12 protein-coding genes and 3 pseudogenes are annotated in these 17,118 nt (G+C 72.3%); 5 read left to right on the forward strand and 10 right to left on the reverse strand.

Annotated elements, in window-relative coordinates; genetic code table 11:
- The first annotated feature begins 4 nt into the window (after positions 1-4).
- Entirely contained in the window at positions 5-316 is a 312-nt protein-coding gene (locus UK82_RS20595) for a hypothetical protein (protein ID WP_044884959.1), read from the forward strand.
- Positions 317-1,606: 1,290 nt separating this feature from the next.
- Here the strand turns inward: UK82_RS20595 and UK82_RS20600 are convergent.
- Entirely contained in the window at positions 1,607-2,827 is a 1,221-nt protein-coding gene (locus UK82_RS20600) for an ABC transporter substrate-binding protein (RefSeq protein ID WP_236706217.1), read from the reverse strand.
- 415 nt (positions 2,828-3,242) lie between these two features.
- On the opposite strand from UK82_RS20600, the gene UK82_RS20605 reads away from it, so the two are divergent.
- A complete protein-coding gene (locus tag UK82_RS20605; protein ID WP_044884961.1) occupies positions 3,243-4,415 on the forward strand; it encodes an amidohydrolase family protein in 1,173 nt (390 codons plus the stop codon).
- Positions 4,416-4,708: 293 nt separating this feature from the next.
- Here UK82_RS20605 and UK82_RS20615 read toward each other — a convergent pair whose 3' ends face one another.
- From UK82_RS20615 to UK82_RS39045, 7 genes and pseudogenes are all read right to left on the reverse strand, one after another.
- Positions 4,709-6,328, reverse strand: a complete 1,620-nt coding sequence (locus UK82_RS20615) for a phosphotransferase family protein (RefSeq protein ID WP_236706218.1) — start codon at positions 6,326-6,328, stop codon at positions 4,709-4,711.
- On the reverse strand, positions 6,328-7,545 hold the full coding sequence (locus tag UK82_RS20620) for a CaiB/BaiF CoA-transferase family protein (protein WP_044884962.1): 1,218 nt from the start codon (positions 7,543-7,545) through the stop codon (positions 6,328-6,330). Before UK82_RS20620 ends, UK82_RS20615 begins: the two co-directional genes overlap by 1 nt.
- An 81-nt stretch (positions 7,546-7,626) precedes the next feature.
- Positions 7,627-8,862 carry an acetyl-CoA C-acetyltransferase gene (locus tag UK82_RS20625; protein ID WP_083507287.1) on the reverse strand — a complete coding sequence of 412 codons (1,236 nt, stop codon included), beginning with the start codon at positions 8,860-8,862 and terminating at the stop codon, positions 7,627-7,629.
- Positions 8,859-9,695 (reverse strand): ABC transporter ATP-binding protein, encoded by an 837-nt coding sequence (locus tag UK82_RS20630; RefSeq protein WP_055408802.1) that lies wholly within the window; start codon positions 9,693-9,695, stop codon positions 8,859-8,861. The genes UK82_RS20625 and UK82_RS20630 overlap by 4 nt, the downstream gene beginning before the upstream one ends.
- Positions 9,692-10,444: an ABC transporter ATP-binding protein gene (locus tag UK82_RS20635; RefSeq protein WP_052681050.1), complete on the reverse strand. Its 753-nt coding sequence runs from the start codon at positions 10,442-10,444 to the stop codon at positions 9,692-9,694. Before UK82_RS20635 ends, UK82_RS20630 begins: the two co-directional genes overlap by 4 nt.
- A partial coding sequence (locus UK82_RS20640) for an ABC transporter permease subunit (protein WP_236706219.1) occupies positions 10,441-12,327 on the reverse strand: 1,887 nt, incomplete at its 5' end. The genes UK82_RS20635 and UK82_RS20640, both read right to left, overlap by 4 nt.
- Before the next feature lies 1 nt (position 12,328).
- Positions 12,329-12,900 (reverse strand): annotated as a pseudogene (locus UK82_RS39045) (ABC transporter permease); the annotation flags it as partial.
- Between UK82_RS39045 and UK82_RS41605 the strand changes: the two are divergent.
- Positions 12,899-13,027, forward strand: coding sequence for a hypothetical protein (locus UK82_RS41605; protein ID WP_255354330.1), 129 nt, complete (start codon positions 12,899-12,901; stop codon positions 13,025-13,027). The pseudogene UK82_RS39045 and the gene UK82_RS41605 overlap by 2 nt on opposite strands.
- Before the next feature lie 336 nt (positions 13,028-13,363).
- Here the strand turns inward: UK82_RS41605 and UK82_RS20645 are convergent, their stop codons facing one another.
- Positions 13,364-13,981, reverse strand: coding sequence for a TetR/AcrR family transcriptional regulator (locus tag UK82_RS20645; RefSeq protein ID WP_044884964.1), 618 nt, complete (start codon positions 13,979-13,981; stop codon positions 13,364-13,366).
- 95 nt (positions 13,982-14,076) lie between these two features.
- Between UK82_RS20645 and UK82_RS20650 the strand changes: the two are divergent.
- Both UK82_RS20650 and UK82_RS39050 read left to right on the forward strand, forming a co-directional pair.
- Positions 14,077-15,144, forward strand: a pseudogene (locus UK82_RS20650) (RNA-guided endonuclease InsQ/TnpB family protein); the annotation flags it as partial.
- 1 nt (position 15,145) lies between these two features.
- Positions 15,146-15,291, forward strand: a pseudogene (locus tag UK82_RS39050) (RNA-guided endonuclease TnpB family protein); the annotation flags it as partial.
- 119 nt (positions 15,292-15,410) lie between these two features.
- On the opposite strand, the gene UK82_RS20655 reads toward UK82_RS39050, so the two are convergent.
- Positions 15,411-17,108, reverse strand: coding sequence for a long-chain-fatty-acid--CoA ligase (locus tag UK82_RS20655; protein ID WP_055408806.1), 1,698 nt, complete (start codon positions 17,106-17,108; stop codon positions 15,411-15,413).
- Positions 17,109-17,118: the final 10 nt, after the last annotated feature.

The following is a 17,118-nucleotide window of genomic DNA, read 5'->3' on the forward strand; positions in this document are numbered from 1 at the left end:
GGGCATGAGGCAGGACGGGGCGCCACCCCCCGCCGATCCCGCCCCGGGTCCCGCAGCGCCGCGCACCCGGACGGTCGACGTCCACCGCTACGGCCCCGACGCCGTCGTCCTCGACGTCCACCTCGGGCAGTACCGCGAGGTCTTCTTCGTCCTCACCGGCGACAAGAGTGTGACCATCACGATGCTCGACGGCAGCGACCCGACCCATCACGAGGCCCAGGTCTTCGTCTTCGCCAAGCCGTGGCAGTGGTCGCTCGACGCCCCCGATGAGGAAGTCCTGCTCCGGGTGTGGCAGTCCGTCGGCGTCCAGCGCTGACACGGCGCACCCCACCCGCACATCCCGGCCGGCCGTGGTCTCGCCACCCCGACCCCAGGCCCGCGGCCCCGCCACCGGGACGTATCCCAGCATGAGCTGGCCTTGTCGACGGGCGGAACCGTCGTCATCGTGATCACCGTGCCAGGGTCCGTCATCGATCATCGGACCGCAGGCATCGGCCGTGGTGTTCCGCGGAACCGCGTCCCGGTCCCCCCGCCCGCGCGGCTGTTCGCCGGAGCCCGGGCCGAGCCCCAGCCGCCTANTTACTGACGGTGACGNTCGAGGGGGGTGAGAGCGGGGGTGTGCGNGGGGCCGGCGTCCCGTGGTTCTTTGCTATGGACATATTTGCTATGGACATAGCGGACGCCAAACCGGCCACAGGGACCACGGTGGTCGCTCTCCCACGCATCCACCCCGAACACCGACCCGTCGCCGCCACGCTCCGCGATCGCTGCCGCCGCCGCCGCCGCCGCGAGCACGTGACACGGTCATGCAGATTCCGCGGAACCGGCTCCCACTCCGCCCCGCGAGGACAGTCCGCTAACGGTGATGTCGGTGAGGTCGCGGCGCGGCAGCCGGGCGGCGCGGCAGCCGGGCGGCGAGGCGGCGGCGGGAACCGGTTGATCAGCGATGCGGTGAGAAGCCCTCGAGCAGGGGGACAGTCGCGCGATAACCGCGACGGGCGCGGTGCCCGCTGGTCGTGATCCCGGTTGAATCTCACGGTCGCGGTAGGCGGCGATCAGATCGCTGATGGCCGCGGGCATCGCGGTCAGCTCCTCCGGCGTGAGGTGGACGACCTGGCTGAACGCCTCGTCCCTGCGCCACCGGCTGGGCGCCTGCGCGCGACGAGACAGCCAACGCTGGTAGGCCTCGTCCTCCAGTCCGCCGGCCAGCTCGCCGAGGTCGTCCCCGTTGGTCGACTCGGCGGTCGTGGTGGCCAGCCGCCAGGGCCGCCGCCGGCCGTGCTCCGTTGGCGCGGGCTCGATCAGGCCACGTCGCGAGCTGGCGCGGGTGGAAGGAGTAAAGGCCGGTGCTGCCGCCCAGTTCGCGAGCCGCGTCGGTCGACGTCACCGTGGCCCGCCGACGCAGCAGGTCCCGCAGCGCCGCGCGCACCGGATGCTCGGCGGACACGCAGCGACGGCGCGCGGCACTGAAGGCGATCCGTGCAGCGGACTGGGACAACCGGCCCAAGCCGAGGATCTTCATCAGTCCGCACTGAGCCATCCGACGGAGTCGGCGGGGCGCCGGCCGGCGGGGGCGGGGCCGGCCGGGAGCCCGGGGTAGGCGGGGTCAGCTCACCGGGGCGAGCAGGTTGACCGGCTTGTCGTTGAGGCCGTCGCGGACGCTCGTCCACTTGCCGCCGGTGTACTGGTCGACGCCGATCTGGTGGCCGCAGACGGCGACGAACGGTGCCTGACCGCACTTGAGCGGGCCGACCTGGAGCATCGCCGGACCGGCGAAGCCGCGCAGCGCCCGGTCCACGACGTCGAAGGACGTGGCCTTGTCCACGCCGAGCTGGTTGACGATCTTGGCGGCGGTCATCACGGTGCCGAACGTCGGCCCGCTGAAGCCGCGCAGCTCGACGGGGGCGCTGCCCAGCGGCTTGGCGTACTTCGCCGCGGCGTACTGGTAGGTCTTCATCCCGGAGTCGACGTCGGGCAGGTCGAAGTTGTAGCCGTAGTTGGCGTAGTACCAGCCGTCGGGGACGGCGTCGGCGGCACCGACGGTCTTGAGGTGCGCCCGCACCGGCACGTCGGCGCACTGGTCGGTCGTGATCACCTTGGGCTTGATGCCGAGCGAGTGGATCGCGTCGTACATGCTGATGCAGCTGCTCGGGGGGAAGGCGGTGATCAGCGCGTCGGCGCTGCCCGCGCCGCTGGCCTGCAACGCCGTCGTCAGGTCCGGGGTGGTGGCCTGCAGGCTGATGAACACCGGGCGGAACTTCACCTTGGCGGCGTCCAGGATCGGCTTCACGAGCTGCTGGGCGGCCGCGCGGCCGGCGGGCGTGTCCGGGACGATGCCCGCCACGGTGCGGGCCTTGAGCTCCTCGACGGCGAAGCGCGCCATGCCCATCAGCACCCCGGGCGAGCCGGCGGTGTAGGCGACGCCGCGGGTCGTCACGAAGTCCTCGCTGGCCAGGGCGTTGCCGATGAGGATCGCCTTGCGGCCGCCCACGGCGTCGTAGAACTCCTTGTTGCCGACGCTGAGGCCGCCGACGATCACCAGTGACAGCGACGCGTCGTTGGCCATCTGGGCGCCGCAGCGGGCGGCGTCCTCGGGCACGTTGACCGAGCAGGAGACCAGCTCGATCGGCCGGCCGCCGACGCCGCCGAGCTCGGCGTCGACGTAGGCCACCGCGGCCCGCGCGCCCTGGGTCGCGGACGGCAGGAAGGTGTCCTGACTGACAAATCCGATCTTGTACGGCGTGCCCTTCGCCGGGCCGGCGGAGCCCCCGGTGTAGCGCAGCGCCCAGGCGTTGTTGTCGCTGTTGGCGACGGGCGCGGAGCTCACCTCCCCGGCGCCGGCAGCGCCGGCACCGTTCGCGGCGCCCCCGGACGAACCCGACGACGAACACGCCGCGGCTAAGAGCAGGGAACTGAGCGCCAGCGCCCCCGCCACAGAACGACCTCTCACCGGTACCGCCTCCCACCTGCGCCGGCCCCCGTGGCCGACGGGTGGGAGCACCGTACGACCCCACAATAATTTAGTCCACCAGTCGATCGAATTAATCGAGAGGTCGGCCGATGGCCCTGGGCTACGACCCGATCGACGGCTTGATCGGCCGCCCGTTCGACNCCTTCCGATCNCCCGGCGAATTTATTCGACCCGCCGGTTGACTGTAATCTGCGTCTCACCTATCGTCCCGTGCAGGTAGTGCGCACCGTCCCGACCGGGGGCGTTCCCGGTCCCGCGTGAGGGGTACATCGTGGATCTCATCGACGAACTCGACCTCAAGGTCATCGACTGCGACACCCACGTCGTCGAGCACTACGACCTCTGGACGTCCCGGGTCCCGTCGAAGTACGGCGACCGTGTGCCCCACGTCGAACGCGACGCAGGCGGCATCGAGTGGTGGGTCGCCGGTGGCAAGGTGCTCAGCCCGGCCGCCGGTCTCGCCATCGCCGGTTGGAAGGAGCCGCCGCCGAAGTTCCCCGCTCAGCTCGACATGGTCGACCCGCGCATCTGGCAGCCCGAAGGCCGTCTGGAGATCATGGACGAGTACGGCATCCACGCCGAGGTCCTCTACCCGAACGTCGCCGGCTTCGGCGCCGGGCGCTACACCGACTTCGGCGACATGGAGCTGGCCCTGCTGCTGTTACAGGCGTACAACGACTGGCTGGCGGACTTCCGCCGGGTCTCGGACCGCTACGTCCCGGTCATGGCGGTGCCGTTCTGGGACATCGACCTGTCGATCGCGGAGATGACCCGCTGCGCGGAGCTCGGCCACAAGGGCCTGGTGTTCTCCCAGGCGCCCGAGGACTTCGGCTCCCCCATGCTCACCGACCCGCACTGGGACCGGCTGTGGGCAGCGGCCCAGGAAATGGGCCTGTCGGTGAACTTCCACATCGGCAGCGGGGACACCACGATGCCGCAGCTGCTGCACCCCTCGGCCGGCGTCCACGCCAACTACGCCACCTTCCCGATGACGTTCTTCCTCGGCAACGCCCGCACCGTGGGCAGCCTCATCGGCGCGGGCGTGTGCCACCGCTTCCCCGACCTGAAGTTCGTCTCGGTCGAGAGCGGCGTCGGCTGGGTGCCGTTCACCCTGCAGGCGCTGGACTGGATGTGGACCGAGTGCGGCGTCGCCAAGGAGCACCCCGAGTATGACCTGCTACCCAGCGAGTACTTCCGCCGCCAGATCTACGCCTGCTTCTGGTTCGAGCACGGCCCCACGCTGCGCGCGGCGATCGACTACGTCGGCGCCGACAACATCCTGTACGAGACCGACTTCCCGCACCCGACGAGCATGTCGCCGGGGCCGGTGAGCTCGGCGCTGCCACCCCGGCAGTTCATCAACGACAAGCTCGGCGACCTCCCCCACGACGTGCTGCGCAAGATCCTGCAGGATAACGCCATGAAGCTCTACGACCTCGCCTGAGCCGCACGACCCGGCCCAAGCCGCAGGACGCGGCCCGGGCCACCGGCCACCGGCACCGAGAAGGCCCGGGCACCGCACGGTGCCCGGGCCTTCCGCCGATCCCCTGTCCCGGCAGCACGGCGCGGTTCCGCGGAACACCAAGATCATCAGAATGAACCGGCGCTCGGATGCGTGGAGCGGTGCCGCGAGCACGTCGGCACCGCAACCCCTCCCGCCCGCCCACCTCGACCGGCCGTCACCGGCGCATGCTCGTGGTCGGAGGGTAGATCGGAGGGTAGAGAAGACTCGATCGGCTAGCGCGACGGCCGGGGCCGTGCCGGGGTCGTCACCTGGACGACCCGGTCCAGGGTGCGGACTACGAGCGCGAACGCGGACTCGGGATCGTTCACTGCGACCGCGGCCGCGCCGCCACCGGCGCCCCCGTCGCGGCGACGCTGGAGGGGATCGCGCCGGGACTCGGCGACGAGATCGGCCTCGACCTCGACGAGGTCGATGGTGGGCGGGTCGCCGTCGAGCACGCCGCGGTCCCAGACGACCGTGACGATGCTGCCGTTGCGCACCCCTCGCACCTCGAACGACTCGGTCGCGGGCCCCACGTCGGCCCGCCGTCCCCCGTCGGTCATCGCCGTGCTCCGTCCGCCTTGTGCTCCGCCCGCCGGTACCGCGCCCGTCTGGGCCATGTCCGCCCGCGCCGTGTCCGCCCGTACCGTGTCCGCCGCCTGGGCTGCGTTCGCCCCAACGGCGTCCGTCTGGGCTGCGTCCGTCTGGGCTCCGTGTGCCTGGACGGCGTCTGTCGGTGCCGGTCCGGTCGGGCGCGGTGCGGTGGGACGGCGGTCGGGGGGCAGCAGGCGGCGGTCGAGTTCTGTGCCCAGGTCGGCGAAGAGGCGTTCCAGCAGGGCGCGCTCGGCGGGCACGGTAACGGCCTCGGCGGCCCGCCACACCAGGCAGGCCATCTTCACCGAGCCCAGCACCTCCCACCACCGCAGGGCCGCGAGGTCGGGCGCCCAGCCGGCGGCGGCGCCGTAGAGGTCCGGCCAGCGAGCCAGGTCCACCAGGCCGCCGACGCGGTCGGTGCCGACCCGCCAGCAGACGAGCTGCGCCCAGGCGAGGTCCTCCAGCGGGTCCCCGACATGGGCCATCTCCCAGTCCAGCACCGTGCGCAGCCCGTCGGGGCCGCCGTCGCCGTGACCATGCAGGATGTTGCCGGTCCGGTAGTCGCCGTGGAGCAGGGTGACCCGGGCGGGCGGGGGTGGCGGGTTCGCGGCGAGCCAGCCCAGCGCCCGGTCCAGCACACCGGTGTGCGCCCGAGGGGTCGCGCGCAGCTCGCCGCTCCACCGGGCCAGCTCGACCCCGGCGACCCGCGCCGGATCCGGGCGGGCGCCGAGGATGTCGGCCGGCACGTCGGCGGCGTGGATCGCCGCCAGCGTCGCGGCGAACCAGTCGGCGAGCTCCGCCCGGTGCTGCACGTACCAGGGGTCGCGGTGCAGCGGGCCGATCGCGGCCGTGCCGCTGCACCGCTCCATCACCAGGTACGGGCGGCCGAGTTCCCCGCCGGGGCCCCCGGTGGCGCCGTCGCCGCTGGCCACCGCGTCGGGCACCGGCAGGCCCGCGGTGTGCAGGGTGTGCAGCAGGGCGGCCTCCGCGGGACGGCCGAGGGTCTGGCCGCCCGCGCCGACGACGCCGACGGCCGAGTCGGCGCAGAGGATCAGCGGGTGCGTGGCGCCGTCGCGGGTCACCGCGTCGAACGACCACATCTCGCGGGAGTAGCCGCCCTTGAGCCGGCGCAGGTCGACGATGTCGGCCTCGGCGAGGACGGGTTCGGCCAGGACGGGGTCGGCCAGGGCGGGGTTGCGTCCCGCGGCCAGCAGCGCGCGCAGCACGCCCGGGTCGACCCCGTGGGTGACGGCGGTCATCAGGAGATCACACCGGCGATCTTGAGGTTGATGAGCTCCTCCTCGGAGCGGCCGAGCGCCAGGACGACCTCGTCGGTGTGCTCCCCGAGGGTGGGCGCCGGGGTCAGCGTGGGCAGGTCGCCGTCGACCCTGGCGGGCACCGGAACCAGCGGCAGGCGTGCGCCACTCGGGTAGTCGACCTGCTGGACGTAGCCGTTCGCCAGCGCCTGCGGGTCGGTCAGGGTGTCGCCGGGGACGGCGACCGGCGCCCACTGGCCCTCCTGGCTGTCGAGGGCCTTGACCAGCTCGTCGTAGCTCATCGCCGTGAAGATGGCGTCGAGGGCGGCGACGCACGCCGCGGCGTGCTCGGTGCGCAGGGCCAGGGTGGTGAACCGCTCGTCGGCGGCCAGCTCCGGGTGACCGAGCGCCGCGCACAGGCCGGCCCAGTAGCGGTCGGCCTGTAACATCCCGAGCACGAAGAAGCGGCCGTCGGCCGTCCGGTACAGGTTCGTCAGCGGGTTCGGCGGGCGGCGCCGATCGAGCTGGACGATGTTGTCCGCGCCGATCGCCGCGGCGCCGGCGATGGTGGCCTGCATCGCCCACAGCCCGGCGCCGAACAGCGACACGTCGACCACGCTGCCCTGGCCGGTCCGCTCCCGCTGGTACAGCGCCCCTGCGATGCCGCCGGCCAGGAACATCCCGCTCTGGATGTCGCCGAAGGCGGGGCCGGGCAGCAGGATCGGGAAGTCGTAGCCCGGCGGGACCGAGGCGGTGCTGGCGCCCGATCGGCTCCAGTAGGAGATGCCGTCGAACCCGCCCTTGTCCGCGTCGGGACCGGCGGGCCCCTGACCGGTGCCGCGGCCGTAGATGATGCGCGGGTTGCGCGCCCGGACCTGGTCGACGTCGATGCCGAGCCGCTCCCGGGCCGACGGCATGAAGCTGGTGATGAACACGTCCGCCTCGTCGATGAGGCACATCAGCAGTTCGAGCCCGTCGGGGGTGGCGATGTCGATGCCGACGCCCCGCTTGCCGCGGTTGAACACCTCCCACAGCGTGGTGACGCCGCCGTCGCCGGGGCCGAAGCCGTAGGACGACAGCGCCCGGACCGGGTCGCCGGTCTCGGGATGCTCGATCTTGATGACGTCCGCGCCCCAGTCGGCGAGCGCGGCGCCGGCCGACGGCACGAAGCCGAACAGCGCCACTTCCACGACCTTGATGCCCTCGAGAATCCTGCCCATCGCCTGCCTCCACACCTACTGATCGCCGTTGCGGCGCTGTCGTCCGGCTCTGATCTGCGCGTCAGGACCTGCTCGGCGCGGTCAGACCCGCTCGATGATGGTCGCGGTGCCCATGCCGCCGCCGGTGCACATGGTGACGAGCGCGGTCGACAGGTCGCGGCGTTCCAGCTCGTCGAGGGCGGTCTGCAGCAGCATGCCGCCGGTCGCGCCGATCGGATGGCCGAGCGCGATCGCCCCGCCGTTGACGTTGACCTTCTCGGGATCGAGGTCGAGGTCGCGCATGGTCTTCAGCGGGACCGCGGCGAACGCCTCGTTGATCTCCCACAGGTCGACGTCGTCCACCGTCATCCCGGCCCGCTCCAGGCAGCGGCGCGAGGCCGGGCCGGGCGCGGTCAGCATGATGACCGGCTCCGCGCCGACGACCGCGCTCATCACCACCCGGGCCCGCGGGCGCAGGCCGTGCGCGCGGGCGAAGTCGGGCGAGGCGATCGCGAGCACGGCCGCGCCGTCCACGATGCCCGACGAGTTGCCGGCATGGTGGACGTAGTCGACCTCCTTCACGTCCGGGTAGACGTCGCGGACCATCTCGCCGAAGGCCCGGTCGTAGCCGTAGTCGGTGAACACGGCGCGCCCCAGGGCCGCGAACGACGGCGCCAGCTTCGCCAGCGTCTGCGGGGTGGTGCCCGCCCGGGGATGCTCGTCGCGGTCGAGGGCGACGGAGCCGTCGGCGTTGACGATGGGCACCACGCTGCGGGCGAAGTGGCCCTGCTCGATCGCCGCGGCGGCGCGCTGCTGGCTGCGGGCGGCGAACGCGTCGACGTCGTCGCGGGTGAACCCCTCGATCGTCGCGATCAGATCGGCGGACACCCCCTGCGGGACCTGCGGGAACCTGGCCCGCACCGCCGGATTGCCGGCCGAGAAGTCCATCGGCCCCTCCTCCGCGGGCCAGCGCGACATCATGTCCACACCGCCGGCCAGCACGAGCCCCTGGTGCCCGGAGGCCACGCCCATCGCCGCGAAGGTGACGGCCTGCTGACCGGACCCACACCACCGGTTCAGCGTCACGCCCGCCACCGTCTCCGGCCAGCCGGCCGCGAGCACCGCCATCCGGGCGATGTCGCCGCCGTGGTCGCCGACGGCGTTGCCGTTGCCCATCACCACGTCGTCGACGAGCTCCGGGTCGGAGCCGACGCGGTCGGCGAGCGCACGCAGGAGCTGGCCTAACAGCTCCTGCGGATGCAGGTGATGCAGCGAGCCGGTGGACCGGCCCTTGCCGCGGGGGGACCGCACGCCGTCGAGAATCCAGGCCTCGCTCATCGTGATCCTTCCGGGTTGTCTTCCGGGTCGGCTTCCGGGTCGGCTTCCGGGTCGCCGGTGCGGGCGTCGGCCTCGGCCTCGGCACCGGCCTCGGCATCGGCTCCGACGTCGGCTCCGGCCTCCACCTCGGCGCCGGCGCCGAAGTAGGTCGATTCGAGGGCGGCGGCACGCCCGGCGATCTCCGCGGTGGTGCCGCTGGCGACCAGGTCCCCATGGACCAGCACGGCGGCCCGGTCGGCGACCTCCAGGGCGAGGTGGACGTGCTGCTCGACGAGCAGCACTCCGGCGCCGGTGTCGTCGACGATGCGGCGCAGCACCGGCAGCAGGCGTTCGACGATGACGGGGGCGAGACCGAGGCTCATCTCGTCCACCATCAGCAGGCGTGGCTTCGAGGTCAGGGCCCTGGCCATCGCGAGCATCTGCTGCTCGCCGCCGGACAGCAGCCCCGCCCGCCGGCCCAGCAGCGGCTCCAGCGCCGGGAAGTACGACAGCGCGCGGGCGAGGTCGCCCTTGCTGCGCGCGGCGGCAAGCCGGAGGTTTTCGGCGACCGTGAGCTGGTAGAACAGCGAGCGGTCCTCCAGCACGTGGGCGAGCCCCTCGCGGGGCGCCCGGTGCGCCGGGCGGCCCCGCACCGAGCGGCCGAAGACCCGGATGTCGCCCTTCATCACCGGGTTGAGGCCCGAGGTGGTCAGCAGCGTCGTGGTCTTGCCGGCGCCGTTCGGGCCCAGCAGGGCCACGATCTCCCCGGCGTGCACGGTCAGGTTCAGGTCGCGGACCATCGCGACGCCGGCGTAGCCGGAGTACAGGCCGTCGATCTCCAGCAGCGCGGTCATATTCCCGCCTTCGTGCCGAGGTAGGCCGCCCGGACGCGCTCGTCGGCGACGACCTGCGCCGGCGTGCCGTGCGCGATCTTCGTCCCGAACTCGATGACGTAGACCTCGTCGCACACCCCCATCACCAGCCCCATGTCGTGATCGACGAGCAGGATCGACACGCCGGCCTCGACGATGCGGCGCAGCCGGCGGCCGAACTGCTCCGACTCGGTGGTGTCCAGGCCCGCGGCCGGCTCGTCCATGCAGATCAGCGCGGGCCGGGCGGCGAGGGTGCGCCCGGCGCCGACCAGCTTGCGCTGGCCGTGGCTGATCTCGGTGGGCAACCGGTCGGCGAGGTGGGCGATGCCGAGGACGTCCAGCGCCCAGTCCACGTCGGACTGATCGCGGCGGCGGCCGGGCCGGACCAGGTCGAGCAGAAACCCGCCGACCGTCTGCCGTTCGGCGCCGACCTGGAGGTTCTCCCGCACGGTGAGGTCCTCGAACAGTTCCAGCGACTGCCAGGTGCGGCCGAGGCCCAGGCGGGCCCGGCGGTGGGCCGGCTCGCGGTCGACGCGCTTCCCGCGGAAGTGGATCGCACCCTGAGTGCGGGTGAAGCCGGAGATGCCGTCGATGAAGCTCGTCTTCCCGGCGCCGTTGGGACCGATGAGCCCCACCAGGCGGCCCTCGTCGACCCGCAGGTCCAGCCCGTTGACGGCGTGCAGGCCGCCGTAGACGACGCTCATCGACTCGGTGCGCAGCAACTCGCTCACCGGGCCTCCCCCGCCACCGCGGGCGCCGCCCCGGCCGACCCGCTCACCCGGGAGCCGGCAGGGGACCCGGACGCAGCCGAGGTGGCCGCGGCGACCGGAGTGGACGCTGCAGGTGGGACGGACGCTGCAGGTGGGACGGTCGTGGCGGGCTCGGTGGACGCAGTGGGCTCGGTGGACGCAGTGGGCTCGGTGGACGCGACGGGACCAGTGGTCGGTGTTGCCACGTCCGCCGGGGTGGGTGGGTCCGCCGGGGTGGGTGGGTCCGCCAGGGTGGGTGGGTCCGCCAGGGTGGGAGGTCGGAATCTTCGCTGTAGGGCCAGCAGGTCCGTGCGGGCCTTGCCGGCGACGCCCTCGGGGTTCAGCACGGCGGTGACGACCAGGCCGAGGCCGCCGAGCAGCAGCACGAACTCGTCGGGCAGCCCGAACACCCGGTTGAGGACCGTGAAGCCGAGCCCACCGCCGACGAGCAGGCCGCCGGTGACCGCGCCACTGACGCTCGCGATCCCCCCGAGGTAGGCGAACGCGAAGAACATCAGCGACTTGTCGTAGAGGAACTTGTCGGGGGTGACGTTGCCGGTGCGGTAGGCGATGACCGCGCCACCGACCCCGGCGATGAACGCCGAGACCCCGAACGCCAACACCTTCACGGCGGCCACGTTGACTCCGGCGGCGGCGGCGGCCCGCTCGTTCGAGCGGATGGCCAGCATCTGGCGCCCGGTCAGCGATCGGCGCAGGTTGGCGACGAGGTAGCCCAGCGCGACCACGACGACCAGGCAGAACACCAGGGTCAGCGGGTTGGGTTGGGTGCCGTCCCCGATCGTGACGCCGAGGATGTGGTGGGTGGCGGTGTCCTGGGAGCGGATGAGCGCCGGCGTCGTCACGGTCGCGCCGTCGAAACCACCGTTGATCCAGGAGTTGGCGAACACGACCTTGTCGACGGCGACGGCGAAGGCGAGGGTGGCGATCGCGAGGTGCACCCCGCGCACCCGCAGTGCGGGCAGCGCCACGAGCACGCCGGCGACGACCGCGACCGCAGCCCCGGCGAGGATCGGCAGCGGGAACGGCCAGCCGTGGTGCGTCGACAGGCTCGCGACGGTGTAGGCCGACAGGCCGGCGAAGCTGGTCTGGGCCAGCGAGATCTGCCCGATGAAACCAGTGAGGACCACGATGGACAGGCAGATGACGATGCCGGTCAGCGTGTTCGTCAGCCCGTCGCGCATCGCTGGCGACAGGAAGAACACCCCGGGGATCAGCGCGACGACGGCCAGCCCCGGCCCGCCGTAGCGCAGCGCCCACGGCCGCGCCGTCGGCGAGAACGGCAGCCGGCCCGGCCCCAGCACCCCGCGGGTCGGCAGCGACTGCCCGCGCAGGGCCAGCACCGCGACGATGACGACGAGCGGCACGAGCAGGTCGACCCCGGGCACGGGCAACCCGCCGGCCTTCGGAAACCAGCTTTCGTTCGCGCCGAGGAAGGTCACCAGCGAGACCTGCATACCGAGGCCGAAGGCGGCCAGCGTCGTCCACCCGAAGGAGGTGAAACCGCCGACCAGGGCGGCGGTGACGGCCGGGACGATCAGCGCCGGCATGGTGTTCGGGTCGACGGAGGAGTTCACCGAGGCGACGAAGATGCCGAGCAGCCCGGTGACGACGGTGGACAGCACCCAGGTCGCCGCGGCGAGCCGGTCGGCGGAGAAGCCGAGGACCGTGGCGCCCTTCTCGTTCTCGGCGGCGGCCCGCACGGCGAGGCCGAAGCGGCTGCGCTGGAACAGCGCCCACAGCGCCACGGCGAGCACGAGCACCAGGCAGACGACGAAGAGCTGCTCCTGGGTGATCTTGAACAGGCCGAGGTCGACCTGCGTCTTGTCGACGAACGGCAGCGGCCCNACGACCTGCGTCGTCGTGGAGAACCGCCGGACGACGACGGCCTGCAGGAACAGCAGCACGCCGACCGAGGCGACCACCTTGGCCAGGACGGGCGCGTGCCGCAGCGGCCGGAACACCGCGACGTGCAGCACCAGGCCGAACAGGGCGCAGAACACCAGGGCGAGCACGAGGGCCGGCCAGAAGCCCATCGCGGCGCCGAAGGACACCGAGGTGGGCCAATGCGGCACGGAGAACCCGTCGTCGCCCGCCAGGTGCACGAGGCCCTCGATGGGCGCGAGCGGGTTGGGCAGCGGGGGGAGGAACAGGTCGCCGTGGGCCCGCAGGTCGGCGTAGACGTAGGCGGCGTACATCGCCACGGCCGCCCCCGCCAGGTTGACCACCCCGGACCCGCGGTAGGTGACGACGACGCCGAGAGCGATCGCCGCGATCAGCGCCCCCAGGGCGAACCCGCCGCCGGAGAAGAAGTTGGCCCGGTAATCCCCCTTGGCGATGATCACCGCGAGCAGGGCCACCACCACGAGGGCGGGAACGGCCGTGCGTAATCGTGCGGCGGGAGTTCGGGGTCGCGTCATGTCGTCCAAGCTCCTGTTCCCGGCGGGCTGGCAGGCCCCGGCCGCCGGTGCGGCGGCGCGCGGGCGGGCCGGCGGGCTCGGCCGGCCCCGCGTCCAGGCCCGCCGGCGCGTCGACGGCCATCCGTGACCGCCTGAACCGACCACCTCCCCGGGGCGCCGATCGCGTTCCCGGCGGGGCCGCCGACCGCTGCGGCCTGCGAGGTAGGAGCAAGGTATGCGGGCGGTAGATTTATGTCAACCCATGAGTAGAAATTAATCCGCGTCACACTGGCGCGAGCTCGGGCGCGCACGCGCGCAGGCCAGGGGATGCACTGGCGAGTGGCCCCGGCGGGGCGGACCGGCCGGCGGGGGCGTGGCCCGGGGTGGCGGATCGGCCGGCCGGGCGGGTGGCCCGGGGTGGCGGGTCGGCCGGATCTCCCGGCCGGCCGGGCGGGTGCCCCGGCGGGGGCTGGCCCCGCCCGGCTCAGCGCAGGACGAGGGCGACGCAGGTGTCGGCGAACGCCTCCGGCGAGTCGCGCCGGGCGTCGAACCACTTGTAGGACCAGCTCGTCATGCCGATGATCGCGTTCGCGACGAGCCTGGGGTCGCCCGGCGGGATCGACCCGTCCGCCATCGCGGCCTCGACCGCGAGGATGAACTGGCGCAGGTAGAGGTGCTCCTTGTGGCCGACGTCGGCGAGGTCGGCGTGCTCCAGGCCGGCCCGCTGGTCGAAGAACACGGCGAACAGGGCGGGATCCCGGGTGACCAGCAGCGCCTGGTGGCGGATGAGCGCGGCGAGCCGTTCGCGCGGGTTGGCGAGGTGCGCGAGCGTCTCGACCTCGGTGAGCGCCACCGTGATGGCGCGCTCGAAGACCAGGCGGAGCAGGTCGCTCTTGCGCTTGACGTAGTAGTAGAGGCTGGCCTTGCGCAGGCCCATCGCGGCGGCCACGTCGTCGAGCGAGCCGGCCTCGTACCCGTGAGCCTGGAAGACGTCCGCCGCCACCCGCACGATGTTCTCCAGCCGATCGCGGTACTCCTGGCTGGGCTCGAGGTTGCGCGGGCGGCCACGCTTGCGCGGCGGGTCGGACTGAGTCGTGTTCATCGGGATTGCGGCGTGGAGACCCCGCCGTTCACGGCAGGGAGGAAACGCCGTCTCATCTTATTCATCGGTCGATATCCCTTCTGTAGAATGGAGACATGTCCCGCTACCGGCTTTGTCCGACCGCCGAACAGGCGGCTGTGATGGAAGACCATTGCGGGCAGGCGCGGTACGCGTGGAACCTCGCCGTGGAACAGCAGTCCTGGTGGAATCCGCGCCGCGGCCCGGCACCGAACTACCACGAGCAGTCCCGCCAGTTGACCGCGGCGCGCCGGGAGAATCCGTGACTTGCCGCAGGTTCGCAGACTGTGCAGCAGCAGGCGTTGCGCGATTTCGCCACGGCCATGGCAAACCTCTTCCGGGGTTCGCATCGCCGGCCGTCGTGGCGCAAGCGTGGCCGGCCGGCGGGTTTCCGGATCGTCGCGGTGAAACCCACCGATGTGCGTTTTCTGAACCGTCGCTGGTCGGCGGTGCGTATCCCGAAGGTGGGGTGGGTGCGGTTCCGCCGGTCCCGTGCTGTTCCGGAGGCGCGTTCCTACCGCGTGACGCGGGACCGGGCGGGCCGCTGGCAGGTGGCGTTCGCGGCCGTGCCCGACCCGATCCCGGGCACTGGCACTGGCACTGGCCCGATTGTCGGGGTGGATCGGGGAGTGACCGTGTCGGCCGCGCTGTCGACGGGCGCGTTGCCGCACTGTCCCGGGTTGCGGCCCGGGGAACAGGCTCGGCTGCTCCGCCTGCAACGCCGGCTCGCCCGAGCGAAATCCGGATCGAACCGGCGGACCCGCCTGAAAGCGCAGATCGGCCGAGTGAAGGCCCGAGAGGTCGACCGGCGCAAGGACTGGGTCGAGAAGACCAGCACCGCGTTTGCCCGCCGGTACGACCTGATCCGCATCGAGGATCTGCCGATCGGAAATATGACCCGCTCGGCGCGGGGCACCCTCGCCGAACCGGGGCGGAACGTGCGGCAGAAAGCCGGGCTGAACCGGAGCATCCTCGCCCACGGCTGGGGACTGCTCGTCCGCCGGCTGGAACAGAAAGCCCCCGGCAGGGTCGAGAAGATCAACCCTGCCTACACGTCGCAGACCTGCAACACCTGCGGAACCCGAGACCGGCAGGCGCGCGAGAGCCAAGCCGCCTTCCGGTGCCGGGCCTGCGGGCAGCAGGNGNACGCGGACGTGAACGCGGCACGCAACATCGCCCTGGGACATCAGTGGGCAACCACGTGGGTGACTGCGCGGGGAGGCGACGCCGACAGGCGGCCCGTGAACCGCGAACCTCAACGCTGCACACCCCCTCTCCCGGCGGACGTGTAGAAGTTGGAATCCCCCGCGTTCACGCGAGGGAGGATGTCAAGCGTTCCTCCGCAGGGCTCCGCACGCCCCGAGACGATATCGACCATCCGACCAGCAGGTAGATTGCCCGTCGGCGAGGTCTAGCTTACGGACCGAGCGCGTCCAGACCAGTAAGGGTTACGCAGCTCACGCTTGAGCACCTTCCCCGCGGCATTGCGCGGCAGCGCGTCGACGAGGTCGATCGACGTCGGGCACTTGTAGGCGGCCAGGCGGGCGCGGGCGAAGGACACGACGTCGGCGGTCGTCGGGGTCCGGCCCGCCTCGGCGACGACGACGGCCTTCACCGTCTCGCCCCAGCGCTCGCTCGGCACCCCGATGACCGCGACGTCGGCGATGTCGGGATGGGACATCAGGACGTTCTCGACCTCGGCCGGGTAGACGTTCTCCGCCCCGGTGATGATCATGTCCTTGACCCGGTCGTGGATGAACAGGTAGCCGTCCTCGTCGAGGTAGCCGACGTCCCCGGTGCGCACCCAGCCGTCCTCGAGCAGCGCCGCGGTCTCGCGCGGATTGTTCCAGTACCCGGGGGTGTTCTGCGGCGAGTGGATCCAGATCTCGCCGACCTCCCCGGGCGCGGCTTCGGCCCCGGTGTGCGGCGGGACGATGCGCACCCGGGCCCCGGGCACCGCTCGTCCCGCCGAGCGTAACCGCCCGGCTGCACCCGCCGACCCGGGAGGGGCCGCCGTCCCAGCCGCCTCCGCCGTCCCGCCCGCGCCCACTGCCCCGGGCTCCGCCGTCCCGCCCACGCCCGTCCCGGCGGCATCGAGGGCCCGGCGATGATCCTCCGGCGTCAGCATGGTGACGGTGCCCGCGGTCTCACTCAGCCCGTAGACCTGCACGAAGTCGCAGCGGAACGTCTCGATCGCCCGGACCAGCACGTCCAGGGAGATCGGCGAGGCCCCGTAGGCGATCGTGCGCAACGACGACAGGTCCAGCTCGGCGATGCCCGGCACGCCGAGCATCGTGCGCAGCACGGCGGGCACCGCGAACAGGTTCGTCACCCCATGCTCGGCCACCGCGCGCAGGATCGCGTCGGGATGGGCCTCGCGCAGCAGCACCGTGTGGCAGCCGGCGTGGAAGCCGCTGAGCGAGTAGCCGCTGCCGGAGATGTGGAACAGCGGCATGGCGACCAGGTTCACGCTGCCGGATCCGAGGTCGAGCGTCTCCCCGGCCATCCGCAGCAGTGACAGCAGGTTGTGCTCGGTCAGCATCACGCCCTTCGGCAGGCCGGTGGTGCCCGAGGTGTAGAGCTGGATCCGCACGTCGTCGGGCTTCGCGCGCAGCCCGGGATCGAGCGCGGGCGCGGCGGCGACCCACTCGTCGTAGTCCTGATGGCGGACCTCGTGGCCGACCTCGGGACGGATCTCGTGGCCGGTCGAGCCGCCGACCACGATGATCTTCTTGACGCCGGGCAGCTCCGCCTCGACCGTCTCGACGGTCGCCGCGAACGCCGCGCCGACGATGAGGACCGAGGCCTGCGCGTCGGCGATGATCGCGGCGATCTCGACCGGCGCCAGCCGCCAGCTCACCGCGACGTTCACCGCCCCCAGCTTCGCCCCGCCGAAGAGCAGCTCGTAGTACTGCGCGGCGTTGGCGTCGAGGTAGGCGACCCGGTCGCCGGCACCGATCCCCTCCCCGGCCAGCGCCTGGGCGACCTGGTTCGAGCGGGCGTCGAGCTGGGCGAAGGTGACGGTGCGGCCGTCGGCGGTGAGCGCGGGCTGGCCACCGCACTCGGCGCCATGGGTACGGATCAGGTCGGCGATGGAGCTGATCGGCATGTCATTCCTC

It is taken from the genome of Frankia sp. ACN1ag, assembly GCF_001414035.1.
In the GTDB taxonomy this organism is placed as follows: domain Bacteria; phylum Actinomycetota; class Actinomycetes; order Frankiales; family Frankiaceae; genus Frankia; species Frankia torreyi.